The 23,480-nt window shown below is 66.5% G+C and carries 23 protein-coding genes and 4 tRNA genes; 18 read left to right on the top strand and 9 right to left on the bottom strand.

Going from position 1 to position 23,480, the window contains the following annotated elements:
- Positions 1-8 precede the first annotated feature (8 nt).
- The 16 genes from rlmE (at position 9) to WIX41_RS02080 (ending at position 15,296) form a co-directional block, all read left to right on the top strand.
- Complete coding sequence (gene rlmE / locus WIX41_RS02155) at positions 9-641, top strand: 23S rRNA (uridine(2552)-2'-O)-methyltransferase RlmE (RefSeq protein ID WP_339445537.1); 633 nt, start codon at positions 9-11, stop codon at positions 639-641.
- Between the two features lie 53 nt (positions 642-694).
- Positions 695-2,638 (top strand): ATP-dependent zinc metalloprotease FtsH, encoded by a 1,944-nt coding sequence (ftsH, locus tag WIX41_RS02150; RefSeq protein ID WP_339445536.1) that lies wholly within the window; start codon positions 695-697, stop codon positions 2,636-2,638.
- Positions 2,639-2,745: 107 nt separating this feature from the next.
- Positions 2,746-2,928: a hypothetical protein gene (locus WIX41_RS02145; RefSeq protein WP_339445535.1), complete on the top strand. Its 183-nt coding sequence runs from the start codon at positions 2,746-2,748 to the stop codon at positions 2,926-2,928.
- An 85-nt stretch (positions 2,929-3,013) separates the two neighbouring features.
- Positions 3,014-3,511, top strand: a complete 498-nt coding sequence (locus tag WIX41_RS02140; protein WP_339445534.1) for a hypothetical protein — start codon at positions 3,014-3,016, stop codon at positions 3,509-3,511.
- 88 nt (positions 3,512-3,599) lie between these two features.
- Entirely contained in the window at positions 3,600-4,499 is a 900-nt protein-coding gene (gene folP / locus WIX41_RS02135) for a dihydropteroate synthase (protein ID WP_339445533.1), read from the top strand.
- A complete protein-coding gene (gene miaA / locus WIX41_RS02130; RefSeq protein ID WP_339445532.1) occupies positions 4,499-5,452 on the top strand; it encodes a tRNA (adenosine(37)-N6)-dimethylallyltransferase MiaA in 954 nt (317 codons plus the stop codon). Before folP ends, miaA begins: the two co-directional genes overlap by 1 nt.
- A gap of 102 nt (positions 5,453-5,554) precedes the next feature.
- Positions 5,555-5,839, top strand: coding sequence for an RNA chaperone Hfq (gene hfq, locus WIX41_RS02125; RefSeq protein WP_068850887.1), 285 nt, complete (start codon positions 5,555-5,557; stop codon positions 5,837-5,839).
- Positions 5,840-5,862: 23 nt separating this feature from the next.
- The gene (gene hflX, locus WIX41_RS02120; RefSeq protein WP_339445531.1) at positions 5,863-7,173 is read left to right on the top strand and encodes a ribosome rescue GTPase HflX; all 1,311 of its coding nucleotides are present in this window, start codon (positions 5,863-5,865) and stop codon (positions 7,171-7,173) included.
- A 4-nt stretch (positions 7,174-7,177) separates the two neighbouring features.
- Complete coding sequence (locus WIX41_RS02115; protein WP_409187301.1) at positions 7,178-7,672, top strand: CinA family protein; 495 nt, start codon at positions 7,178-7,180, stop codon at positions 7,670-7,672.
- A 35-nt stretch (positions 7,673-7,707) separates the two neighbouring features.
- A complete protein-coding gene (gene ubiB / locus WIX41_RS02110) occupies positions 7,708-9,387 on the top strand; it encodes a 2-polyprenylphenol 6-hydroxylase (RefSeq protein WP_339445530.1) in 1,680 nt (559 codons plus the stop codon).
- Between the two features lie 123 nt (positions 9,388-9,510).
- Positions 9,511-10,161: a transcriptional repressor LexA gene (gene lexA, locus WIX41_RS02105; protein ID WP_339445529.1), complete on the top strand. Its 651-nt coding sequence runs from the start codon at positions 9,511-9,513 to the stop codon at positions 10,159-10,161.
- Between the two features lie 202 nt (positions 10,162-10,363).
- Positions 10,364-11,407: a recombinase RecA gene (recA, locus tag WIX41_RS02100; RefSeq protein ID WP_339445528.1), complete on the top strand. Its 1,044-nt coding sequence runs from the start codon at positions 10,364-10,366 to the stop codon at positions 11,405-11,407.
- A 74-nt stretch (positions 11,408-11,481) separates the two neighbouring features.
- Entirely contained in the window at positions 11,482-11,973 is a 492-nt protein-coding gene (recX, locus tag WIX41_RS02095) for a recombination regulator RecX (protein ID WP_339445527.1), read from the top strand.
- Between the two features lie 128 nt (positions 11,974-12,101).
- Complete coding sequence (gene alaS, locus WIX41_RS02090) at positions 12,102-14,750, top strand: alanine--tRNA ligase (RefSeq protein WP_339445526.1); 2,649 nt, start codon at positions 12,102-12,104, stop codon at positions 14,748-14,750.
- Between the two features lie 141 nt (positions 14,751-14,891).
- Positions 14,892-15,122, top strand: a complete 231-nt coding sequence (gene csrA / locus WIX41_RS02085) for a carbon storage regulator CsrA (RefSeq protein WP_339445525.1) — start codon at positions 14,892-14,894, stop codon at positions 15,120-15,122.
- 81 nt (positions 15,123-15,203) lie between these two features.
- Positions 15,204-15,296: transfer RNA gene (locus WIX41_RS02080), tRNA-Ser, on the top strand.
- 93 nt (positions 15,297-15,389) lie between these two features.
- On the opposite strand, the gene WIX41_RS02075 is transcribed toward WIX41_RS02080, so the two are convergent.
- Positions 15,390-16,091: a pirin family protein gene (locus tag WIX41_RS02075; protein ID WP_339445524.1), complete on the bottom strand. Its 702-nt coding sequence runs from the start codon at positions 16,089-16,091 to the stop codon at positions 15,390-15,392.
- A gap of 140 nt (positions 16,092-16,231) precedes the next feature.
- Between WIX41_RS02075 and WIX41_RS02070 the strand changes: the two genes are divergently transcribed.
- Together WIX41_RS02070 and WIX41_RS02065 are read left to right on the top strand one after the other, a co-directional pair.
- A complete protein-coding gene (locus WIX41_RS02070) occupies positions 16,232-17,155 on the top strand; it encodes a LysR family transcriptional regulator (RefSeq protein WP_339445523.1) in 924 nt (307 codons plus the stop codon).
- A gap of 337 nt (positions 17,156-17,492) precedes the next feature.
- On the top strand, positions 17,493-18,635 hold the full coding sequence (locus WIX41_RS02065; protein WP_339445522.1) for an alpha/beta fold hydrolase: 1,143 nt from the start codon (positions 17,493-17,495) through the stop codon (positions 18,633-18,635).
- Between the two features lie 157 nt (positions 18,636-18,792).
- On the opposite strand, the gene WIX41_RS02060 is transcribed toward WIX41_RS02065, so the two are convergent.
- The 8 genes from WIX41_RS02060 to WIX41_RS02025 all read right to left on the bottom strand — a co-directional run bounded on the left by WIX41_RS02060 (position 18,793) and on the right by WIX41_RS02025 (position 23,471).
- A tRNA-Arg gene (locus WIX41_RS02060) sits at positions 18,793-18,869 on the bottom strand.
- 36 nt (positions 18,870-18,905) lie between these two features.
- Positions 18,906-18,982, bottom strand: a tRNA-Arg gene (locus WIX41_RS02055).
- A 54-nt stretch (positions 18,983-19,036) separates the two neighbouring features.
- Positions 19,037-19,113: transfer RNA gene (locus WIX41_RS02050), tRNA-Arg, on the bottom strand.
- Positions 19,114-19,174: 61 nt separating this feature from the next.
- Positions 19,175-20,014: an alpha/beta hydrolase family protein gene (locus tag WIX41_RS02045; protein WP_339445521.1), complete on the bottom strand. Its 840-nt coding sequence runs from the start codon at positions 20,012-20,014 to the stop codon at positions 19,175-19,177.
- Positions 20,011-20,820 (bottom strand): bifunctional hydroxymethylpyrimidine kinase/phosphomethylpyrimidine kinase, encoded by an 810-nt coding sequence (thiD, locus tag WIX41_RS02040; protein ID WP_339445520.1) that lies wholly within the window; start codon positions 20,818-20,820, stop codon positions 20,011-20,013. The genes WIX41_RS02045 and thiD overlap by 4 nt, the downstream gene beginning before the upstream one ends.
- A 45-nt stretch (positions 20,821-20,865) precedes the next feature.
- Entirely contained in the window at positions 20,866-21,537 is a 672-nt protein-coding gene (locus WIX41_RS02035) for a YoaK family protein (protein ID WP_339445519.1), read from the bottom strand.
- 30 nt (positions 21,538-21,567) lie between these two features.
- The gene (locus WIX41_RS02030) at positions 21,568-22,074 is read right to left on the bottom strand and encodes a hypothetical protein (RefSeq protein ID WP_339445518.1); all 507 of its coding nucleotides are present in this window, start codon (positions 22,072-22,074) and stop codon (positions 21,568-21,570) included.
- A complete protein-coding gene (locus WIX41_RS02025) occupies positions 22,071-23,471 on the bottom strand; it encodes a PhoH family protein (protein WP_339445517.1) in 1,401 nt (466 codons plus the stop codon). The genes WIX41_RS02030 and WIX41_RS02025 overlap by 4 nt, the downstream gene beginning before the upstream one ends.
- Positions 23,472-23,480 lie beyond the last annotated feature (9 nt).

Genomic DNA, 23,480 nt, shown 5'->3' with positions numbered 1-23,480 from the left:
TATCTCCAATGGTTTCCCGCAGCAAGAGCAGCCAACGCTGGTTGAAAGAACACTTCGCCGACCCCTTCGTGAAGAAGGCCCAGGCCGAGGGCATGCGCTCGCGCGCGGCCTACAAGCTGGAGGAGCTGCTCGCGCGTGACCGGCTGCTGAAGCCGCACATGGTGGTGGTCGACCTGGGCGCCGCCCCGGGGGGCTGGTCCCAGCAGGTCCGCCGCCAGATCGGCGATACCGGTCGGGTCCTGGCCCTGGACATCCTGGAAATGCCGCCACTGGCCGGCGTGGAGTTTCTTCACGGTGACTTCAGGGAGCAGGCCGTCCTATCGGAGTTTGAAGCCATGCTGGGGGATCAGCCTGTAGACCTTGTTCTCTCGGATATGGCCCCCAATAAAAGTGGCATGGACGCGGTGGACCAGCCGCGGATGATGCACCTGGCGGAGTTGGCGCTGGATTTTGCCGACAACCATCTCAAGCCGGGTGGTGCGTTCCTGATAAAGCTGTTCCAGGGCGTGGGCTTTGACGACTACGTGCGCGAAATGCGCCGCCGGTACGACAAGGTCGTGATCCGCAAGCCTGAAGCGTCCCGGAAGCGCTCGCCCGAGGTGTACGCCTTGGGGCAGGGCAAACGTACCCAGATCAAGTAAGCTCAACCAGACCAACAGCATCAGGCATTAGAGGAACACCGGAGCCAATGAGGATGAACGACTTGACCAAGAACCTCCTGCTGTGGGTGGTCGTCGCCGTGGTGCTCATGGTGGTGTTCCAGAGCTTCTCGCCCAAGAGCAGCGGCGCCGGCACCCAGGGCGCCACGTATTCGCAGTTCCTGGACCAGGTGGACAGCGGCAACGTCCAGAAGGTGACCTTCAGCGGCGACATGCGCAGCGGCGTCAACCAGATCGCCTATGTGACGCGCAGTGGCCAGTCGGCCACCATCACCGCGCCGCTGGACCGTGAACTGATCAACGTGCTGCGCGCCAAGAACGTGGAAATCGTCCAGGAAGAGCCCTCCAGCGGCATCTCGCTGGGCGCGATCCTGATGAACTTCCTCCCGGTGATCCTGATCATCGGCTTCTGGTTGTTCATCATGCGCCAGATGCAGGGCGGTGGCGGCGGGGCCAAGGGCGCCATGTCCTTCGGCAAGTCGCGCGCCAAGCTGCAGGGCGAAGACCAGATCAAGGTCACCTTCGCCGACGTCGCCGGCTGTGACGAAGCCAAGGAAGAAGTCGGCGAACTGGTCGATTTCCTGCGCGATCCAACCAAGTTCACCAAGCTGGGCGGCAAGATTCCGCGCGGCGTGCTGATGGTCGGCCCGCCCGGTACCGGCAAGACCCTGCTGGCCCGCGCCATTGCCGGCGAAGCCAAGGTGCCGTTCTTCTCGATCTCCGGTTCGGACTTCGTGGAAATGTTCGTCGGCGTCGGCGCCAGCCGTGTGCGCGACATGTTCGAGCAGGCCAAGAAGCAGGCCCCGTGCATCATCTTCATCGACGAAATCGACGCCGTGGGCCGCCATCGTGGTGCCGGCCTGGGCGGCGGTCATGACGAGCGCGAGCAGACCCTGAACCAGCTGCTGGTGGAAATGGACGGTTTCGAGGGGGGCGAGGGTGTGATCGTCATCGCCGCCACCAACCGCCCGGACGTGCTGGACCCGGCGCTGCTGCGCCCGGGCCGCTTCGACCGCCAGGTCGTGGTGGGGCTGGCCGACGTCAGGGGCCGCGAGCAGATCCTCAAGGTGCACATGCGCAAGCTGCCGCTGGCCGACGATGTCGAGCCGATGGTCATCGCGCGTGGCACCCCGGGCTTCTCCGGTGCCGACCTGGCCAACCTCTGCAACGAGGCGGCGCTGTTTGCTGCGCGCAGCAACGAAAAGGAAGTGCGCATGGAGCACTTCGACCGCGCCCGCGACAAGATCCTGATGGGTGCCGAGCGTCGTTCGATGGCCATGAGCGAAGAAGAGAAGACGCTCACCGCCTACCACGAAGCCGGCCATGCCATCGTCGGTCGCCTGGTGCCCGAGCACGACCCGGTCTACAAGGTCACCATCATCCCGCGCGGCCGCGCGCTGGGCGTGACCATGTACCTGCCGGAAGGCGACAAGTACTCGATGAATCGCGTGGCGATCGAATCCCAGCTGTGCTCGCTGTACGGCGGCCGCGTGGCCGAAGAGCTGATCTTCGGCGCCGACAAGGTCACCACCGGTGCCTCCAACGACATCGAGCGCGCCACCAAGATGGCCCGCAACATGGTCACCAAGTGGGGCCTGTCCGACGAGCTTGGCCCGATTGCCTATGGCGAAGAGGACGACGAAGTGTTCCTGGGCCGTTCGGTGACCCAGCACAAGAGCGTGTCCGACGATACCGCGCGCCGCATCGACGAAGTGGTGCGCAGCATCCTGGACAAGGCCTACGCCCGCACCACCGAACTGGTCACCGCCAACCTCGACAAGTTGCACACGATGTCCCAGCTGCTGCTGCAGTACGAGACCATCGATGCGCCGCAGATCGACGCCATCATGGAAGGCCGCGATCCGCCGCCGCCGATGGGCTGGGGCAAGTCCAACAAGGACGGTGGCAGCAACAACAACGACAAGGGCGGCGACGCCCGTCCGGTGCCGCCGATCGCCGGGCCTGCCGAACAGCTCTGACAATGAACAGGTAACGCATGGAGGCCGGGGAAACCCGGCCTTCATCGTTTCCGGGGCGGCGATCCGGGCGACAATGAGGGTTGCCCCAGACGTGCCCCGGAGTATCCATGTCCACGCCGCCGCCCCCGGTTTCGCACACCACTGAAATGGTGATCGCCACGGTGGTTGGTGCCGCGGTGGGCCTGCTCAGCGGAAACTACCTGCTCGGGGGCATCGTGGGGATCGTGCTCGGCGTCGTCCTGAGCGTGGGCAAGACCCTTTACGTGGATCGCAAGCGCCGCCGGCGCTGAGGCCTTGCGCCGACCCCCGGCAATGGGCACGATGCGCGGGCGCGGTTGCATGAGGCGGCCGCCGGATCAATCCAGGGGAATTACCATGCGTCATTCGATGCGCGCGGCAGCTGCCGCGCTGCTGTGCTGTGCCACACCCGCCATGGCGGACACCATCCACGTGCAGGATCCGATTCCGTTCTCGGAGTCGTCCTACATCGCTGACAACATCAAGGCCGAATGCCGCATGGGCGCCCAGTTGGCGACCGCATTGGGCAGCAACGCACCGAAGTTCGGCAATACCATTGCCTTCGATGCACAACCGGCCACCGATGGCCGGGTGCTGAAGCTGGAACTGGTGGAGGCGCAGAGCGCCGGCAATGCGTTCAGCGGCCACTTCAAGTCGGCGACCGTGCGCGGCGTGCTGATGCAGGACGGCCAGAAGATCGCCACCGTGACCGCACGCCGGGTCTCCCGCGGCGGCGCATTCGGCGGTTTCAAGGGATCCTGTGACGTGCTCGAGCGGGTGGTCAATGCGATCGGCAGCGACCTGGCCGAATGGCTGGCCAACCCGACCGACGAGGCGAAGCTGGGCGATTTCTAGACCGCGAAGCCACGCAGGGCGTGGCTCTACCCGGGTAATCAGGGTGCGCCAGCGTAAACTACGCGCTGGCGTATTTCGTGGATGGCTCATGTTCGATACTTCTCCCCACCTTGATTGTGCCGGCCGCGTGCTGCGGCTGGACCGCCCGCGGGTGATGGGCATCGTCAACGTGACCCCGGATTCGTTTTCCGACGGTGGCGCGCACGACACGGTGGGCGCCGCAGTCGCGCATGGCCTGCAGCTGGTGGCCGAAGGTGCCGACCTGCTGGATATCGGCGGCGAGTCCACCCGGCCGGGTAGTGCGCCGGTGCCGCTGGACGAAGAGCTGCGCCGGGTGATCCCGGTCATCGAACAGCTGGCCCGGCAGACTGCCGTGCCGATCAGCATCGACACCTTCAAGCCCGAGGTGATGCGTGCGGCGGTCGACGCCGGTGCCGGGATGATCAACGACATCCATGCGCTGCGCCAGGACGGCGCGCTGGCTGCTGCCGCCGAGCTGGGCGTGCCGGTGGTGCTGATGCACATGCAGGGCGAACCGGGCAGCATGCAGGACACCCCGCAGTACGACGACGTCGTCGCCGAGGTCCACCGCTTCCTCGCCGACCGCATGTTCTCGGCCGAGATGGCCGGCATCGCGAAGAAGAACCTGGTCATCGACCTGGGGTTCGGCTTCGGCAAGAGCACCGACCACAACATGATCCTGCTGGCGCGCTCGGCCCGTTTCCTGGAGCTGGGCGTGCCGATGCTGGCCGGGTTGTCGCGCAAGCGCAGCATCGGCGAGCTCACCGGGCGCGAGGTGCCGCGCGAGCGTGTCGCGGGCTCGGTGGCTGCGCACCTGATCGCCGCGCAGCGCGGCGCGATGATCCTGCGCGTGCATGACGTGGCTGCCACCGTGGATGCGCTGAAGGTGTGGGCGGCCGTCGATGCGGTCCCCATGCCGCGGGTCGATGCCGCCCCGGCCATGCCGCGCTGGCCGGACGAGGACTGATGGGCGCCGACCAGCGCCCGCTGGCGATCGCGGTGATGGGCCCGACCGCCTCGGGCAAGACCGCCACCGCCATCGCACTGGCGCGGCAACTGGGCGGGGAGATCGTCAGCGTCGACTCGGCACTGGTCTACCGTGGGCTGGATATCGGCTCGGCCAAACCCGATGCCGCCGAGCGCGCGCAGGCGCCGCACCACCTGCTCGACCTGCGCGATCCGTGGCAGACCTATTCAGCGGCTGAATTCGCCGCCGATGCCGCGCGCGTGGTCGCCGGCATTGTTGCGCGCGGACGCATGCCGATCCTGGCCGGCGGCACCGGGTTGTACTTCCGTGCGCTGCTGCAGGGACTGTCGCCGATGCCCCCGGCCGACCCGGCCACGCGTGCGGCGATCGGTGCCGAGGCTGCCGAACTGGGCTGGGCCGCGCTGCACGCGCAGCTGGCCCGGATTGATCCCGTCGCTGCAGCGCGCATCCATGCGACCGATCCGCAGCGCATCCAGCGGGCGCTGGAGGTGTACCGCCTGACCGGTACGCCGATCAGCGAATGGCAGAAGCTGCCCGGCGTGGACCGGCTGCCGGTGCGCTGCCTGAAGCTGGTGTTGGCCCCCCGCGAGCGCAGCGTGCTGCATCAGCGTATCGAAACCCGTTTCGACAGCATGCTCGGCCAGGGCTTCCTGGACGAGGTGCGGGCGCTGCGCGCCCTGCCGCAGATGCAGTCGGTGGCCGCCCCGCTGGACCTGCCGGCGATCCGTGCCGTCGGCTACCGCCAGGCCTGGGAATTCCTGGATGGGCAGGGCAGTGCCCGCGACTTCCGCGACAAGGCCATTTACGCCACCCGCCAGCTGGCCAAGCGCCAGCTGACCTGGCTGCGGGGGGAGCTTGATGCGCGCTGGTTCGATCCCCATGTAGAGGGGGCTTCCCTGGCCGATGCCGTAGCGGCCTTTGTTGCCCGCTGAGCCACAGCGCCTTGCCGCCGGCCCGTGTACCATCGGGGGTTCCGGTGGCGGGGGCCGTGGCAGTTGCCGGAAGACCATAAAAACAATAATGAGGAGTGTGCAATGTCCAAGGGGCAATCGCTGCAGGATCCGTTTCTGAATGCACTTCGGCGCGAACGTGTGCCGGTGTCGGTGTATCTGGTCAATGGCATCAAGTTGCAGGGAACGATTGAATCGTTCGATCAGTTCGTTGTCCTGCTGCGCAACACGGTGAGCCAGATGGTGTACAAGCACGCCATTTCGACCGTGGTGCCGGCGCGCAACGTCCGGGTGGGTCCCGGTGGTGGCTATGTGCAGTCCAATGAAGGTGGCGCCGACGGCGCCCAGGAAGAAGACGACGTTGAATGAAGTAAGCAACAGCGGAGACGCGTGTGTTTGACCGTTCCAAGCGAGGCGAACACGCGCTCCTGATCCAGCCGCATTCCGGCCGGCTGGAAGAAGATGTGCTGGAGGAGTTCACCGATCTGGCCCGCTCGGCAGGGGCCAGCATCGCCGCTACCCTGACCGCGCGCATCGACCGGCCCAACCCGTCGATCCTGATCGGCTCGGGCAAGCTGGACGAGATCAAGGCGGCCGCCGAGGCCACCGGCGCCGACCTGGTGCTGGTCAACCATGCGCTCTCGCCCTCGCAGGAGCGCAACCTGGAGCGCTTCCTCGAGCGCCGCGTGATCGACCGTACCGGGCTGATCCTGGACATCTTCGCCCAGCGTGCGCACAGCCACGAAGGCAAGCTGCAGGTGGAGTTGGCGCAGCTGCGGCACATGGCCACGCGGCTGGTCCGCGGCTGGACCCACCTGGAGCGCCAGCGCGGTGGTGCGATCGGCCTGCGTGGCCCCGGTGAAACCCAGCTCGAAACCGACCGCCGCCTACTGCAGAAGCGGGTGGAGCAACTGCAGAAACGACTGGAAAAGGTCGAAGTGCAGCGTACCCAGATGCGCCGCGCCCGCGTACGCAGCGAACTGCCGCGCGTTGCGCTGGTGGGCTACACCAATGCCGGCAAGTCGACCCTGTTCAACGCGCTGACCGGCGCGGAGGCCTATGCCGCCGACAAGCTGTTCGCGACCCTGGACCCGACCGTGCGCCGCATCGCCGTGCCGGGCGGCAACGTGGTGCTGGCCGATACAGTGGGCTTCGTCCGCGACCTGCCGCATGAGCTGGTGGCCGCGTTCCGCGCGACCCTGAGCGAAGCGCGCGAAGCCGACTTCCTGCTGCACGTGGTGGATGCGGCCGATCCGCACCGCGAGGAGCGCATCGCCCAGGTCGACGAAGTACTCAACGAAGTGGGCGCCGGCGAGCTGCCGCAGCTGCTGGTGTTCAACAAGATCGACCGCATCGAAGGCAGCGAAGTCCGCCACGACGGCCAGGACGGTATCCCCGATACCGCACGCCGCGAACGGGTGTGGATCTCGGCCCGCGATGGGCTGGGCCTGGACCTGCTGCAATCGGTGCTGGGCAAGCGCCTGGGCCTGCAGCACGTCAGCGGTGACCTGCGCCTGCCGCCCACCGCTGGCCGGTTGCGCTCGCGCCTGCACCAGCTGGAAGTGGTGCGTGGCGAGCAGAGCGACGAGGACGGCTGGCTGCTGCAGGTGGAAATCCCGATCGCCGAAGCGGAAAAGCTGGCCGCCGCCGCCGACGGCGCCCCGATCCGCGCGCTGCTGCCGGAAAAACTGCCTGAATGGTGACCCCGTGACCATCCCCACCGATGCCGAACTCGGCGCCCTTGCCCGCGACGTCGGCCTGCGCCTGCAACAGGCGGCGTTGCAGCTGGTCACCGCCGAAAGCTGCAGTGGCGGCTGGATCGCCAAGGCGATGACCGACATCGCCGGTTCGTCGGCGTTCTTCGACTGCGGCATGGTGGTGTACAGCTACGAGGCCAAGCAGCGCCTGCTGGGCGTGCGTGCGCAGACCCTGGAACAGTTCGGTGCGGTCAGCCGCGAAACCGTGCTGGAAATGGTGTCCGGCGCGCTGGTCAATTCCGGTGCGGGCATGGCCGTGGCCGTGACCGGCATCGCCGGGCCGGGCGGTGGCAGCCCGGACAAGCCGGTGGGCAGCGTCTGGATCGGCTGGAAGCAGCGCGGTGGTTATGCCCGCGCGCAGCTGTTCCAGTTCGAGGGCGACCGCGAAGCGATCCGCCGGCAGACCGTGCAGCAGGCGCTGACGGGAATTTTCCCGGCGCTGTGACATCCTGAGCCCTGCTGTCGAACGAGGGTGCACCGATGTGGGAAACGCTGGGAACCGTCCGTGACCTGGGGCGCCTGCAGGAAATCGCCTCGGTCCTGATCCGCCATGGCTTCGGCGACCTGGTCCGCCGCATCGGCCTGGCCGACGTGCTTGAACGTGCCGGCCGGCTGCTGCACTGGAACGATACCCAGCAGATCCTGCGCATGACCGCCCCGGTGCGGGTGCGTCGGGCGATGGAAGAACTGGGCCCCACCTTCGTCAAACTCGGCCAGGTGCTGGCCACGCGCGTGGACCTGTTCCCGCCGGACTGGATCGCCGAATTCTCCGAACTGCAGAATGCCGTGCCGGCACTGCCGTACGCGCAGGTCCGCGAGCAGCTGGAAGCCGACCTGGGCGCGCCGGCCACCGAGGTGTTCGCCTGGCTCGACGAAACCCCGCTGGCGGCCGCCTCGCTGGCCCAGGCGCACCGCGCCACCCTGCATGATGGCAGTGCGGTGGTGTTGAAGATCCGTCGACCGGGCATCCGCGAGGTGATCGAAGCCGACCTGCGCCTGCTGGCACGGCTGGCCGAGATCGTCGAGGCGCGCCTGCCGGACCTGCGCCGTTATCGGCCGGCCGAGGTGGTGCAGCAGTTCCAGGTGTCGCTGCGGCGCGAACTGGATTTCGCCGCCGAATGCCGCAACGCCGAGCGTATCGCGCGCAACTTTGCCGGCCGCCCCGACATCCTCATTCCCGGCGTGCACTGGCAGTGGACCTGCGAGAGTTTGAACGTGCAGGACTTCGTGGACGGCATTCCCGGCCGTGACCTGGCCGGCGTGGATGCCGCCGGACTGGACCGGGTGCGGCTGGCCCGCACCGGCGCCCGCATCGTGCTCAAGATGGTCCTCGAAGACGGCTGTTTCCACGCTGACCCGCACCCGGGCAACATCATCTACCTGCGTGATGGCCGGATCGGCGTGATCGATTTCGGCATGGTCGGGGCGATCTCCGAGCAGCGCCGGTTCCAGGTCGCGCAGCTGCTGCACGGGCTGGTCAGCCAGGAGCCGGAGTCGGTGACCGACGTGCTGCTGGACTGGTCCGGGGGCGTGGACGTGGACGAATCGCGGCTGCAGCAGGACATCAGCACCTTCGTCGACCAGTACCGGGGCGTGCCGCTCAAGGACCTGCACATGGGGCTGATGCTGGGCAACATCACCCAGTTGCTGCGCCAGTACGCGCTGACCCTGCCGGCCGACCTGGCATTGATGATCAAGACCTTCCTGACCCTGGAAGGCATGGGCCGCCAGCTTGACCCCCAGTTCGACATGGCTACCGCCGCGCGGCCGTTCCTGGAGCGGGTGATGTGGCAGCGCTTTGCTCCGTCGGCCATGCTCAAGCGTGGCAAGCGCAGCCTGGTCGGGTTGCTGGACCTGGCCGGTGACCTGCCGCGCGACGTGCGCCAGCTGGTGCAGATGGCGCGGCGGGGGCGGTTGCAGATGAAGGTGGAGACCACCGCGTTGCAGGGTTTCGGGGAGCAGGTCAACCGGGCGGCGAACCGGCTGGTGGTGGGGATTGTCACCGCCGCGTTGATCATTGGTTCCTCGATCGTGATGCACAGCGTGGGCGGGCTTTCGAGCCGCTGGTTGCTGGCCTTGGGTGTGGCCGGGTTCGTGGGAGCCGGGTTCTGCGGGGTGTGGATCCTGGTGTCGATCTGGCGGTCGGGGCGGAATCCGTGAGGGGAGGCGCGAACGCGGACGATCGGTTGCCTGCCGGCGTAGAGCCACGCTCTGCGTGGCTGCTCTTCGTTTTTTGATCCGGGCACTTGTGCTGATCGGGTGTTAGTAGTAATACTACTAACCATGGACCTTACCGACACCCAGCAGGCGATCCTGCAGTTGATCGCCGAGCGTATCGAGACCGACGGCGCGCCGCCGTCGCAGACGGAAATCGCCCGTGCGTTCGGCTTCAAGGGCGTCCGGGCCGCGCAGTACCACCTGGAAGCGCTCGAGCAGGCCGGTGCGATCCGTCGCATCCCGGGCCAGGCACGGGGCATCCGGCTGGTGCAGGTGCCGCCGCTGCAGGACGGGCTGCCGACCTCGCTGCCGGCCGCCGCGCTGCCCGACCACGTGCTGCGCCTGCCGGTGCTGGGCCGGGTCGCAGCCGGCCTGCCGATCGGCGCGGACATCGGCTCGGACGATTTCGTGGTGCTGGACCGGGTGTTCTTCTCACCCGCGCCGGACTACCTGCTCAAGGTCCAGGGCGACTCGATGATCGACGAGGGCATCTTCGACGGCGACCTGATCGGCGTGCACCGCACCCGCGACGCCCGCTCGGGCCAGATCGTGGTGGCGCGCATCGACGACGAGATCACCGTCAAGCTGCTGAAGATGGGCAAGGACCGGATCCGGCTGCTGCCGCGCAACCCCGATTACAAGCCGATCGAAGTCCTGCCCGACCAGGACTTCGCCATTGAAGGCCTCTATTGCGGCCTGCTGCGCCCGAACCGCTGATCCCTTCAACGCACGACATGCACGGTCTTTTGTGGCGATTCTCTGGTTTGGCTGAGGTTGGTACGGATGTCCGATAATTTTTTTCCGAACGCCGGGCAGAATCTCAGCCTGTGCGATACGCCAACCTTAAAGTGACCCCGTGGCCAAGAAGACCTCCAAAGACACCCCCTCCAACGACATGACCTCTGCAAGGACCAATCCGATGGACGAGAACAAAAAGCGCGCCCTGACCGCCGCCCTGAGCCAGATCGAAAAGCAGTTCGGCAAGGGCGCCGTGATGCGCATGGGCGACCGCATCGTCGAAGCGGTTGAAGTCATCCCGACCGGTTCGCTGATGCTGGATATCGCGCTCGGCATCGGTGGCCTGCCGAAGGGGCGTGTCGTGGAGATCTATGGTCCGGAATCCTCGGGCAAGACCACCCTGACCCTGCAGGCGATCGCCGAATGCCAGAAGAAGGGCGGCACCGCGGCCTTCATCGACGCCGAGCACGCCCTGGACCCGATCTACGCCGCCAAGCTGGGCGTGAACGTGGACGACCTGCTGCTGTCCCAGCCCGATACCGGTGAGCAGGCGCTGGAAATCGCCGACATGCTGGTTCGTTCGAGCTCGGTGGACATCGTGGTGGTCGACTCGGTCGCCGCGCTGACCCCCAAGGCCGAAATCGAAGGCGAAATGGGCGACCAGCTGCCGGGCCTGCAGGCCCGTCTGATGAGCCAGGCACTGCGCAAGCTGACCGGTAACATCAAGCGTTCCAACACCCTGGTGGTGTTCATCAACCAGTTGCGTCACAAGATCGGCGTGATGATGCCGGGCCAGAGCCCGGAAGTGACCACCGGCGGCAACGCCCTGAAGTTCTACGCCTCGGTCCGTCTGGACATCCGTCGTATCGGCGCGATCAAGAAGGGCGACGAGATCATCGGCAACCAGACCAAGATCAAGGTCGTCAAGAACAAGCTGGCGCCGCCGTTCAAGCAGGTCATCACCGAGATCCTGTATGGCGAAGGCATCAGCCGCGAAGGCGAACTGATCGACATGGGCGTGGAAGCCAAGCTGGTCGAGAAGGCCGGCGCCTGGTACAGCTACGGCGAAGAGCGCATCGGCCAGGGCAAGGACAACGCCCGCGGTTACCTGCGTGACAACCCGCAGATCGCCCAGCGTCTGGAAGCCGAGCTGCGCGAGAAGTTCCAGCCGGCCGAAGCTGCCCGCGAGAGCGGTGACAGCGATGGCGACGACGACGCCGAGTAAGTTTCCTGCGGGGCAGGGCAGCGCCGTCAGTGACGCTCGCCCTGTCCCGGGGGTTCAGTATTTCGAGATCCGCCATGCAAGACTCAGACGCCCCGGCACCCGGCCGCAAGCGCCGTGTCCGTGAACAGACCCCGGTCCAGCGGGCGCTTGGCCTGCTGGTGCGCCGCGAGCATTCGCGCAAGGAACTGACCCGCAAGCTCACCGCCCGCGGCATCGAAGCCGAAGCCGCCACCGCCGCAGTGGAAAAGCTCACCGAAGCCGGCTGGCAGGACGACACCCGGTTTGCCGAGAATCTGGTCCGGATCCGCGCCAACACCGGCTACGGCCCGCTGCACATCCGCGCCGAACTGGGCACCCATGGGCTGGACAGCGAGCAGATCGCTGCCGCCATGGACACCTTCGAGGGCGATTGGACCGAGAACGCCCGCGACCTGGTCTGCCGTCGCTTTGGCGAGGCGGGCCCGCAGGAGCTGCCCCAGCGCCGCAAAGCGGCCGATCTGCTGGCCCGCCGTGGTTTCGATGGCGACAGCATCCGCCGAGCCACCCGCTACGACCCGGAAGACTGATCACACGGCGCGGCGTGTCCGTACGGCCCGGGCCTGATACCCTTTGTGGTTTCGGCGGTCCTGCTGTCGACACCCGGCCATTGGGGCCGTGTGCAAGGGACCGGCCGGCCCGCATGAAGCCAGCCCCCATGAACGCACCTGTCAAATTCACCACCTCCCAGATCCGCAGCGATTTCCTTGAGTTCTTCAAGAGCAAGGGCCACACCATCGTGCCGTCGGCGCCGCTGGTTCCGGGCAATGATCCGACCCTGTTGTTCACCAACTCCGGCATGGTGCAGTTCAAGGACGTGTTCCTTGGCGCCGAAAAGCGCAGCTACGTGCGCGCGGCGGATGTGCAGCGCTGCCTGCGTGCCGGTGGCAAGCACAACGACCTGGACCAGGTGGGTTACACCGCGCGCCACCACACGTTCTTCGAAATGCTGGGCAACTGGTCGTTCGGCGATTACTTCAAGAAGGACGCCATCGCCTGGGCATGGGAGCTGCTGACCCAGGTCTGGAAGCTGCCGGCCGACCGCCTGCTGGTCACCGTCTACCAGACCGATGACGAGGCTTACGCGCTGTGGCGCGACATGGTCGGCATTCCGGAAGCGCGCATCGTGCGCATCGGCGACAACAAGGGCGCGCCGTTCGCGTCGGACAACTTCTGGCAGATGGCCGACACCGGCCCGTGCGGCCCGTGCACCGAAATCTTCTACGACCATGGCGATCACATCGCCGGTGGCCCGCCGGGCTCGCCGGACGAAGACGGCGACCGCTATATCGAAATCTGGAACCTGGTGTTCATGCAGTTCGACCGCCAGCCCGATGGCACTCTGGTGCCGCTGCCGGCGCCGTGCGTGGACACCGGCATGGGTCTGGAGCGTCTGGCGGCGATCCTGCAGCACGTGCACACCAACTATGAAATCGACCTGTTCCAGGCGTTGATCCGCAAGGCCAGCGAACTGACCGGCATGACCGACCTGGAAAACAAGTCGCTGCGCGTGATCGCCGATCACATCCGCGCGTGTTCGTTCCTGGTGGTCGACGGCGTGCTGCCGTCCAACGAAGGCCGCGGCTATGTGTTGCGCCGGATCATCCGTCGGGCACTGCGCCACGGCTGGATGCTGGGCGTGCGGCAGCCGTTCTTCAGCAAGCTGGTGCCGACCCTGGTCGAGCAGATGGGCGAAGCCTATCCGGACCTGCCGGCGCAGGCCGATACCGTGGTGCGCGCGCTGCAGGCCGAGGAAGAGCGCTTTGCGCAGACGCTCGACTCGGGCATGAAGATCTTCGACGACGTTGCCGCGCAGGTGACCAACGGGGTCATCCCCGGCGTGGATGCGTTCCGCCTGTACGACACCTATGGCTTCCCGTTGGACCTGACCCAGGACATCGCGCGCGAGCGCGACCTGATCGTGGACATCGACGGCTTCGATGCGGCCATGAAGGAACAGCGCGACAGCGGTCGCAAGGCTGGCAAGGGCGGTGCAGCCGTCGTGTTGTCCGCCGAACTGGTCGCCACCCTCAAGCCGACCACCTTCCTGGGCTATGACCGCCTGCAGGCCGACGGCCTGGCCGTGGTGGCGCTGCTCAAGGGCGGCCGTCCAGTGGAAACGGCACAGGTCGGCGACGAAGTCATCGTGTTGACCGACCAGACTCCGTTCTATGCCGAATCCGGTGGCCAGGTCGGCGATACCGGCACCCTTTCCGGCAAGAGCGTGGCGCTGCAGGTCAGCGACACCCAGAAGTTTGCTGGTCAGTACCACGGCCATGTTGCCAAGGTCGTCAGCGGCAGCCTGAAAGTGGGTGATGTGCTCAGTGGCCAGGTCGATGGCCAGCGCCGCGGCGCCACCATCCTCAACCACTCGGCCACTCACCTGCTGCACGCCGCGTTGCGCGAAGTGCTGGGCACGCACGTGCACCAGAAGGGCTCGCTGGTCGCGCCGGATCGCCTGCGTTTCGACTTCTCGCACTTCGAGCCGATCAGTGCCCGGGATCTTGCACTGATCGAGCGCAGGGTCAACGAACAGGTGCGCGTGAACAACGCCGTCGAGGTGCACAACATGGCCATGCAGGAAGCACTCGACTTCGGCGCGATGGCGCTGTTCGGCGAAAAATACGGCGAGAACGTGCGCGTGCTGAAGATGGGTGATTACTCCACCGAACTGTGCGGTGGCACGCACGTGTCGCGCACCGGCGACATCGGCCTGTTCAAGATCACCTCCGAAGGCGGCATCCAGTCGGGTGTGCGTCGTATCGAAGCGGTGACCGGGCAGGGCGCGTTGGACTACGTGGCCCACGAGGAAGCGCAGCTGGCCGAAGCGGCCGCGTTGCTGGGCGGCAATGCCGGCGAGGTGGTCGACAAGATCCGCCAGCTCGGCGAGCGCCAGAAGAAACTGGAGCGCGAACTGGATGCGCTGAAGGCCAAGCAGGCGGCCGGCGCGACGGCCGATCTTGGTGCCGGCGCAGTAGAGGTCAAAGGCGTCAAGATTCTGGCTGCGCGCCTGGAAGGTTTCGACGCCAAGGCACTACGCGAAGCGATCGACCGCCTCAAGCAGCAGCTGGGCGATACGGTGATCGTGCTGGCCGGTACCCAGGATGGCAAAGCCGCACTGGTCGCCGGCGTGAATGGCAGCGCAACGGGCAAGGTAAAGGCCGGGGAACTGTTGTCCCACATCGCCAGTCAGATCGGAGGCAAGGGCGGCGGCCGCCCGGACCTCGCCCAGGGTGGTGGCGAGGACGGGCCCGCCCTTGCTTCTGCACTGGCCGCCGTCGTCGACTGGGTCACCCCGCGTATCTGAACGCCTGAATCCTCCTGCTCCTTGATGGCGCGGGAGGGCTGACGGTACTATGGCTGATCTTTCCCCTTTGTCGTGTGGCGTTCCTTGGCTGGGCGCCGAGCCGGTGGGGAAAATCCGCCGGTTCCCTGGAGATTTGCAAAAATGTTGATCCTGACTCGCCGTGTAGGCGAAACCCTGATGATCGATGGCTCGAACGCAGCGAGTGGCCTGAATTCCCTGGTCACCGTGACCGTGCTCGGCGTCAAGGGCAACCAGGTGCGTATTGGTATCACCGCTGCGAAGGACGTGGCCGTGCACCGCGAAGAGATTTACCAGCGTATCCAGCGAGGCGATGAGCCGAATGCACCGGGAAGTGAAAATTCTTCCGATTAAGGCTTTACCTCGGGGTGTGAAAAACGTTATTCTTCGCGCCCCCGCTGAGAAGAAACATCGAAGCGGCGGAACACGAATACTGGAGCGGTGCCCGAGTGGCTGAAGGGGCTCCCCTGCTAAGGGAGTATACGGCCAAAAACTGTATCGAGGGTTCGAATCCCTCCCGCTCCGCCAGTAATGAAAAGGCCTTCGTATGAAAGTACGAAGGCCTTTTTCTTTGTGCGGTGCGGTGCGGCTGCGATCCCCGCACACCGTGCACCGGGGCCGTTACAACGGCAGGTCGAACACCAGTACTTCGGCATCGCTGGCGTTCTCCAGGGTCACCTTGGCCTCGTCGGTGATCTGCAGCGCATCGCCGGTGTCCAGGGTGATGCCGTTGACCTGCAGCTGGCCACGGGCGACCTGCACATAGGCGCCACGGCGTGGGGCCAGTGCCAGGTGCGCGCGGTCGCCGCCGTCCAGGATGGTGGCGTAGATGCTGGCGTCCTGGTGGATGAGCAGTGAGCCGTCACGGCCATCCTTCGATGCGATCAGGCGCAGCTGGCCGCGCTTGGCGTCCGGGGTGAAATGGGTTTCCTGGTAGCTCGGGGTGATGTTCTCGGCGTCCGGGAACAGCCAGATCTGCAGGAAGTGCACGGTCTCGTCGGCCGAGTGGTTGAACTCGCTGTGGCTGACTCCGCTGCCGGCACTCATGCGCTGCACGTCGCCGTAACGCAGCACCGAGCCGGTGCCCATCGAGTCCTTGTGCTCCAGCGCGCCGCCCAGCACGTAGGAGACGATCTCCATGTTGGCGTGGCTGTGGGTGCCGAAGCCCTGGCCGCCGATCACCTTGTCTTCGTTGATCACGCGCAGCGGGCCGAAGCTGGTGTAGCGCGGGTCGTAGTAGTTGGCGAAGGAGAAGGTGTGCTGGGAGTTCAGCCAGCCATGGTGGGCCTGGCCGCGGGTGGCGCTCTTGCGGATCTGCAGCATGATGTTCTCCTGGGGTGTTCGATGGTTTCGATGGCGGTCCGGGGTGGTGTTTCCTGCCCCTTTCCTGTTGGCGTCAGTATCCGCTTGCGCCGCCGGCTTGGAAAACGGATAGTTTTGCAAGCCATCATCGAAAAATTCGAATGCTCAAGCTCAGCCTCGACGCCCTGCAGATACTGGATGCCATCGACCGCCGCGGCTCGTTCGCTTCGGCCGGCAAGGAGCTGCACAAGGTGCCCTCGACGATTTCCTACACTGTCTCCAAGCTGGAGCAGGACCTGGGCGTGCAGTTGTTCGACCGGATCGGCCCGCGCGCGCACCTGACCGAGGCCGGGGTGGCGCTGCTGGACGAGGGCCGGCACCTGCTGCGCGCCGCGCGCGAGCTGGAAATGCGGGTGCGCCGGGTGGCCTCCGGTTGGGAGGCCGAACTGACCGTGGCGGTGGACTCGCTGTTCCAGCCGGCCCTGCTGGCCGAGGATGTGCGGGCGTTCAGTGCGGTCGCCGAACAGACCCGGATCCGGCTGATCAGCGAGGCGTTGTCCGGCACCTGGGAGGCGTTGCTGGACCGGCGTGCGGACCTGCTGGTCGGCGCGGCCGGGGAGGGTCCCAGCGGTGGGGGGTATGTGGTGGAACCGCTGGGCGTGGTGCGCTTCGTGTTCGCAGTGGCGCCCGGGCACCCGCTGGCGGCTGTGCCGGAACCCCTGGGGCGCGAGCGGTTGGCGGCGCATTGCGCCATCGCCGTGGCCGATTCGGCGCGGCGCCTGCTGCCGCGCACGGTCGGCCTGCTGATGGGGCAGGAGACGGTGACCGTGCCCGACACGGTCAGCAAGTTCCGCCTGCAGTGCGCGGGGCTGGGCTTTGGGTTCCTGCCCGAGCCCTATGTGCAGGCGGCGGTGGCGCAGGGGCGGCTGGTGGTGCGACAGGTGGAGGAGCCGAAGCCGGACGAGACCTTCTGGCTGGCCTGGCGGACCGGGGAGGAGGGCGCGGCGCTGCGCTGGTGGCGCGAGCGGATGCGCCAGCCTGGGGTGATGGAGGGGTGGTGGGGGAAGATGTCGGAATGGCTGTAACCCCCGGAAAATCCGGCCGTAGAGCCACGCCCTGCGTGGCTGCTCTTCGTTCCGGGGCCATGAAGGTCCGAGGCGTGGCTTCGGTTCTTCTAAACGCCGGATAGATTGGCGGTGGCGGCGGTTTTTTGGGTCTTCGGACGCTTGTGCCGCGCTGCGCGCGGTCTCCACGCAGGGCGTGGATCTACGATCATTTCTGGCGGCTTCCGGTATGTCTGCCGTAGCCCTGCCGTGGAATCCTGAATGATCGCCGGGTTGTCATCGATTGGTCATCTGGGTGCGGTAGAGCGCCGTTCGCGCGGTCGTTAAGCTGCGCGGCTCAATGTGAACCTTTGCGCCCATGAAACGCCTGCTGCTGCTTGTGCTGGCCGGGGCTGGCCTGTGGCTGGCTGCGTGCTCCTCGCTTACTTCCTCTGCCGCCTCGACCTCGCTCAGCGATCGGTTGGTCGCGCCGGGTGGCGTGTCGACGCTGCTCGATACCGCGCGCATCGCCGAAGCGGTGGCGGCGGTGCCCAACCGGCATGGTTTCGTGACCGGCCGGGCCGGCGTGCCGCTGTTCTGGCGGGCGTTCGATCCGGGGCGCTACGGCTTGCGCTATCACTATCTGGCGCAGCGGCACGAGAACGGCGAGCCGTTGAATACCGGGCTGCAGCTGGCCTTGCCGCACCCGTTCAGGGCGCAGCCGCCGCGCGGCACCGTGGTGCTGCTGCACGGCTGGATGATGAACGGCGATTCGATGCTGCCGTGGTCGTTGCAGCTGGCCGAATCGGGCTACCGGGTCATCACCATCGACCTGCGCAACCATGGTCATTCCGGGGCGGGGCCGTCAGGGTACGGCACGTTCGAATCCGACGATGTGGTCGATGTGATCGATACCCTGCAGCGGCGCGGTGAAGTGGTCGGGCCGCTGTACCTGTTCGGCGTGTCCTATGGTGCAGCCACCGCACTGTTCACCGCCGACAAGCTCGGCGACCGGGTCACCGGCGTGGTCGCGATGGAGTCCTTCGCCAATGCCGGCGATGCGATCCGCAGCATGATCCCGCACCTGATGTCGCTGCAGCCCACTGCGTGGAAGGCGCAGGCGATGGCTGCGTATGGGCGTTGGCGCTATGGCGGGCAGGACATCGACGCGGTGATTGCCGCCGCCAGCCAGCGCCTGGAGCTGGACCTGGATACGGTGGACGTGACCCGCGCGCTGGCTGATACACGCGCCTGCGTGCTGCTGCTGCACGGCCAGGATGACGCGCACGTGCGGGTGGAGCAGGGGCGCGCACTGGCCGCCGCCAGTCCGCGCGCGCACTACATCGAGATGCGCGGCGAAGACCACATTACCCTGCCATTGCGGCTGGACCTGTTGGGCGGGGTCGTGGATGACTGGCTGGCGCATGACGACCCTGCCGGCGGCGCCTGTCCGGCGCCGGAGCTGCCGGTGGAAGCCGATCGCTTGGCGATGGAGGCTGTGGAGGGCGCGCGGGCAGGGTAGGCTTGCAGGCGCCGGAACGAACGCAGCCACGCAGGGCGTGGCTCTACCGGTGTGCGACAGCGTAGAGCCACGCCCTGCGTGGCTGCGACAACAGGGGCGCACAAACAGGCGCGCACAAAAAAAGCAGCCCTCGGCTGCCTTTTTTCCAACCCTGCAATGGTGCGCCCGGAGAGATTCGAACTCCCGACCGCCTGGTTCGTAGCCAGGTACTCTATCCAACTGAGCTACGGGCGCGCTTGCATTGTCTGGTGTTGCTGGGCCGCGATGTAATGGTGCGCCCGGAGAGATTCGAACTCCCGACCGCCTGGTTCGTAGCCAGGTACTCTATCCAACTGAGCTACGGGCGCATTTATATCACGTTGTTGCTGCTACCGGCAGCGGCGAAACTGCCAGCCTGTTGATGGTGCGCCCGGAGAGATTCGAACTCCCGACCGCCTGGTTCGTAGCCAGGTACTCTATCCAACTGAGCTACGGGCGCGTCAACAGGAGCGGAATTATGCGGATCGACGCCGCATCCGTCAACGCTTTTGTGAAGAACTTCATTCAAATGAATGAAAAAGCGCCTTCGCCACGGCCTCCGGCGACTTAATCCATGCGAAGTGATCGGCCCGCGTCCCCAGCGCGCTTGCGGGCAGAACCGACAGCCTGGACGTGACCTGCGGCAGCTTGGCGAGCAACCCCTGCATTGAGCCGGGCGGCGCCAGCCAGTCGTCGGCCAGCACCACCGCGTCGGCCTGACCGTGCAGGCGGCGCATCCCGCCTTCCAGGTCCGCATCCACGCCCGCCGCAGCGTAATGGTTGTTCAGGCCCACCCGGGCCCAGTCGCGGATCAACCCGCGTGCTTCGGTGCCGCCAAAGCCGAGCCGGCGCCCATGCAGCACGCCTTGGCGCTGCGCCAGCCACGGCAGGAAGCGATATACCAGCGGCAGCGTCCAGCCGCGCGGGGCAGGGAAGGTGCGCCAGTACGGGGTGCCGGTGGCGACCAGCCAGAAGCGCGCGAACACGCTCGGATGCAGGCCGGCGAACACGCACGCCAGCTGCCCGCCCAGGCTGTGTCCGCCGATGATCAACGGGGCGGCGCCATGCAGTCGCACGGCCGCCAGACTGGCCGGGAGGTCCCGTTCGAGAATCTCCCGGTAGCCCCAGTCCTGCCGCCTGGATGGACGCAGGCTGCTGCTGCCGTTGCCGCGCCATTCGTGCAGGAACACGGCGATGCCGCGCTCGGCAAGGGTATCGGCGAAGGGCTGGTAGTTGCGCGCCGAAACCCCCAGCGCCGGCAGCCACAGCAGCTGCGCGCGTGGTTGCGCCGGAACCCGTGCGATCAGCTCGACGCGATGGCCATCGTCGGTCTGTACCGGTACCGCCAGCGTGCGCGTCATGCAGACCACGCCGCACCGAAATGGTCGAGCACCAGCACCTCACTGCGGCCGGGGCAGTAACCGCTCTGCAGGCCACGTGCGACGTAGTCGATGGCGGCTTCGCAGGCATTCGGCAATGAAAGGCCCTGGCACAGCTGTGCGGTGATGGCCGAGGCCAACGTGCAGCCGGTACCGTGCGCGTCCACCGGCAAGCGCGCGTGGATGAACTCTTCGCGGGTGACGCCATCGAAGTAGCGGTCGATCACCCGTGCGCCCTCGGCCATGTGGCCGCCCTTGAGCAGCACCGCGCCTGCACCCAGGTCGAGCAGTGCGGCGGCGGCATCTTCGGCGTCATCGGCGCTGGTGATGCGGCGGCCAAGCAGCAGTTCGGCTTCGGGCGTATTGGGGGTGAGCAGGGTAGCCAATGGCAGCAGCCGCGTGCGCAGCGCCGCCAGTGCGCTGCCTTCGAGCAGGCGTGCGCCGCTGGTGGCGACCATCACCGGGTCCAGCACCACGTGGGTGGGCCGGTATTTTTCCAGCGCGTCGGCGACCAGTCCGATCACCTCGGCGTTGGCCAGCATGCCCAGTTTGACCGCGTGGATGTCGAAGTCGGCGAAGCACGCGTCGATCTGCGCCTGCAGGAAATCCAGCGGCGGGACGTGCACGGCGGTGACGCCACGGGTGTTCTGTGCGGTGAGCGCGGCAATCGCCGACAACCCATGCACGCGGTGTGCGGCGAAGGCTTTCAGATCGGCCTGGATGCCGGCACCGCCGCCCGAATCGGAGCCGGCGATGGTCAGTGCGGAAACGGGAGTGGAGGACCTCATGCGCCGATTGTGCAGTGTTTGCGGTGGCCGTGCTGGCGTGCCTGCTCAGCGCTGGTGCAGCCGTTGCCATTGCGTATACACCACGTAGCCGAATCCGGTGCCGCCGGTCAGCAATGCCGGCGCGAGCAGGGCGTTGTAGCCCAGGCGGAGGAACAGCCATGCGCCGAGAATGCCGCCGGCCAGAAAACCGCTGATGATCAGCCCGCTGAGGGTCAATCGCCGGATCGGCAGCGGCAGGCCGCGTAGCAGGTGGCCCAGTCCGATGCCCAGGTCGGTGAACATGCCGCTGAGGTGGGTGGTGCGCACCACCGCGCCGCTGAAGGTGGTGGCCATCGCGTTCTGCAGGCCGCAGGCCATCGCGGCGGCCAGCGCGCCCCAGATCTGCTGTTGTTTGAACAGTGGAATGGCGACCAGCAGCAACAGCGACTCCAGCGTCAGTACCACGCCATAGCGGCGACCCAGCCGCAGGGCGCTGTCCTGCACGATCATGCCACTGAGCATCGCGCCCAGGCAGAACGCGATGAGCAGGCCCCAGAGGTGACCGACCACGCGCCAGTCGCCCTGCGCCAGGGCCATGCCGAGCTGGCTGGTGGTGCCGGTCATATGGCTGACGGCCTGGTGCTCGAACCCGAGGAAGCCGACCACGTTGACCATGCCTGCCACGCACGACAATGCGATCGCACCGATCCATACCCAAGTGGGCAGCCGGATGGTCATCGGCCGTGGACGGCGTTGAACATGGTGTGCTCAGCGACCCACGGGTGGGCCGTTGAACTGCAGCTCGGAGAATGTGCCGCTGGCCGGATCGAATACCGCGCCCCAGAACATTGCGCCGCCATCGCAGACGCGGATCGCTTCGCGGGCCGGATCGACTTCGCTGTGGTCGGGCAGGCGGAAGGCGTTGAGATAGATCACCTTGCGCCCGTCGATTTCGATGCCGACGTACTGGCGGTCGAAATCGGTGACGTTGGGCACCTGTGGCTCCAGCGACGGCAGCTGCGTTTCCAGCTGTTCGATCTGCTGGCGGCTGGGGGCCCAGTAGCCGGTCACCCGCCCCGGCGTCTGGCCGGGGCTGGGACGCGAGCAGGTATCGAGCACCTGGGCAACGACCAGCGGGCGGGTCACCACCCATGACTGGCCGGTCTTGACCGCGGTCGGCACGGTGGCGCCGGGGCGGGTGTTGGCAGGCGTGCAGGCCGCCGCCAGCGCGGCCAGCGCCAGCGGCAGCAACGCACGGGACAGGGAACGGTTCACAGCACCTCCGAAGCGTAGTCGGCCAGGCGCGAACGCTCGCCACGGCGCAGCGTGATGTGCGCGCTGTGCGGCCAGTTCTTGAAGCGGTCCACCGCATAGGTCAGGCCCGAGGTGGTTTCGGTCAGGTACGGTGTGTCGATCTGCTCCACGTTGCCCAGGCAGACGATCTTGGTGCCCGGGCCGGCACGGGTGATCAGCGTCTTCATCTGCTTGGGGGTGAGGTTCTGCGCCTCGTCCAGGATCAGGTAGCGCGACAGGAAGGTGCGCCCGCGCATGAAGTTGAGCGAGCGGATCTTGATCCGGCTGGCGATCAGGTCATTGGTGGCCGCACGGCCCCACGCACCGCCTTCCTGGGTATGGGTGAGCACTTCCAGGTTGTCGGTCAGCGCGCCCATCCACGGGGTCATCTTCTCTTCCTCGGTGCCGGGCAGGAAGCCGATGTCCTCGCCGACGCTGACCGTGGCGCGGGTCATGATGATTTCGCGATAGCGCTGCTGGTCCATGGTCTGGGCCAGGCCGGCGGCCAGCGCCAGCAGGGTCTTGCCGGTGCCGGCGGTGCCGAGCAGGGTGACGAAATCGATCTCCGGGTCCATCAGCGCGTTGAGCGCGAAGTTCTGCTCGCGGTTGCGCGCGCTGATTCCCCACACCGCGTGGCTGCCGTGGCGGAAATCATTGACCAGTGCGAGGGTGACCTTGCCGCTGCCGTCGACCTTGGCCACGCGCAGTTCGACCTCGTCTTCGCCGGGCAGGTACGCATACTGGTTGGGATGCCACTCTTCGTCGTCCGTGGCCTGGATTTCGTAACTGGTGCGGCCCTTGTCGCTCCAGCTGCGCAGGTCGTCGGTGTGCTTCTTCCAGAAGTCTTCCGGCAGCTCGGTGGCGCCGGTGTAGAGCAGGCTGAAATCGTCCAGTGCGCGGTCGTTCTCGTAGTCTTCCGACACGATCCCGGCAATGGCCGCCTTGATCCGCAGGTTGATGTCCTTGGACACGAACACCACCGGGATTTCCGGAACCTGCTCCTTCAGCGCCAGGATTGCGCCGAGGATGGCGTTGTCCGGGATGACGGCGCCGAAACTCTTGCCGGCGTCGAAGTGGCTGGTCTGGAAGCGCAGCAGGCCCACGCTCTGCTTGCCGCGCAGCTGCAGCCCATTGGGGCGCTGCAGCGGAATGCCATCGGCCAGGTTGTCCAGGCCCGAGGCCTGCACCAGCTCGTTGAGGAAGCGGCTTACCTGGCGGGCGTTGCGGCTCGCTTCGGAGGTGCCTTTCTTGCCGTTGTCCAGTTCTTCGATCACCTGCATCGGCAGGTAGACATCATGCTCCTCGAACTTGAACAGCGCGGTTGGATCGTGCATCAGCACGTTGGTATCCAGAACGTAAATGCGCTTGCCTCGGGTCATCGTCATTTC

Source organism: Stenotrophomonas sp. AB1(2024) (genome assembly GCF_037482345.1).
Taxonomy (GTDB): domain Bacteria; phylum Pseudomonadota; class Gammaproteobacteria; order Xanthomonadales; family Xanthomonadaceae; genus Stenotrophomonas.
Note: the sequence above shows the minus strand (reverse complement) of the source record. Positions and strands in the feature narration are given on the sequence as shown.

What these genes read in the sequence shown, in the direction of transcription:
- rlmE (WP_339445537.1), top strand. Translation starts at nt 9, where the DNA reads ATGGTTTCCCGCAGCAAGAGCAGCCAACGCTGGTTGAAAGAACACTTC.
- ftsH (WP_339445536.1), top strand. Translation starts at nt 695, where the DNA reads ATGAACGACTTGACCAAGAACCTCCTGCTGTGGGTGGTCGTCGCCGTG.
- WIX41_RS02145 (WP_339445535.1), top strand. Translation starts at nt 2,746, where the DNA reads ATGTCCACGCCGCCGCCCCCGGTTTCGCACACCACTGAAATGGTGATC.
- WIX41_RS02140 (WP_339445534.1), top strand. Translation starts at nt 3,014, where the DNA reads ATGCGTCATTCGATGCGCGCGGCAGCTGCCGCGCTGCTGTGCTGTGCC.
- folP (WP_339445533.1), top strand. Translation starts at nt 3,600, where the DNA reads ATGTTCGATACTTCTCCCCACCTTGATTGTGCCGGCCGCGTGCTGCGG.
- miaA (WP_339445532.1), top strand. Translation starts at nt 4,499, where the DNA reads ATGGGCGCCGACCAGCGCCCGCTGGCGATCGCGGTGATGGGCCCGACC.
- hfq (WP_068850887.1), top strand. Translation starts at nt 5,555, where the DNA reads ATGTCCAAGGGGCAATCGCTGCAGGATCCGTTTCTGAATGCACTTCGG.
- ubiB (WP_339445530.1), top strand. Translation starts at nt 7,708, where the DNA reads ATGTGGGAAACGCTGGGAACCGTCCGTGACCTGGGGCGCCTGCAGGAA.
- lexA (WP_339445529.1), top strand. Translation starts at nt 9,511, where the DNA reads ATGGACCTTACCGACACCCAGCAGGCGATCCTGCAGTTGATCGCCGAG.
- recA (WP_339445528.1), top strand. Translation starts at nt 10,364, where the DNA reads ATGGACGAGAACAAAAAGCGCGCCCTGACCGCCGCCCTGAGCCAGATC.
- recX (WP_339445527.1), top strand. Translation starts at nt 11,482, where the DNA reads ATGCAAGACTCAGACGCCCCGGCACCCGGCCGCAAGCGCCGTGTCCGT.
- alaS (WP_339445526.1), top strand. Translation starts at nt 12,102, where the DNA reads ATGAACGCACCTGTCAAATTCACCACCTCCCAGATCCGCAGCGATTTC.
- csrA (WP_339445525.1), top strand. Translation starts at nt 14,892, where the DNA reads ATGTTGATCCTGACTCGCCGTGTAGGCGAAACCCTGATGATCGATGGC.
- WIX41_RS02075 (WP_339445524.1), bottom strand. Translation starts at nt 16,091, where the DNA reads ATGCTGCAGATCCGCAAGAGCGCCACCCGCGGCCAGGCCCACCATGGC.
- WIX41_RS02070 (WP_339445523.1), top strand. Translation starts at nt 16,232, where the DNA reads ATGCTCAAGCTCAGCCTCGACGCCCTGCAGATACTGGATGCCATCGAC.
- WIX41_RS02065 (WP_339445522.1), top strand. Translation starts at nt 17,493, where the DNA reads ATGAAACGCCTGCTGCTGCTTGTGCTGGCCGGGGCTGGCCTGTGGCTG.
- WIX41_RS02045 (WP_339445521.1), bottom strand. Translation starts at nt 20,014, where the DNA reads ATGACGCGCACGCTGGCGGTACCGGTACAGACCGACGATGGCCATCGC.
- thiD (WP_339445520.1), bottom strand. Translation starts at nt 20,820, where the DNA reads ATGAGGTCCTCCACTCCCGTTTCCGCACTGACCATCGCCGGCTCCGAT.
- WIX41_RS02035 (WP_339445519.1), bottom strand. Translation starts at nt 21,537, where the DNA reads ATGACCATCCGGCTGCCCACTTGGGTATGGATCGGTGCGATCGCATTG.
- WIX41_RS02025 (WP_339445517.1), bottom strand. Translation starts at nt 23,471, where the DNA reads ATGACCCGAGGCAAGCGCATTTACGTTCTGGATACCAACGTGCTGATG.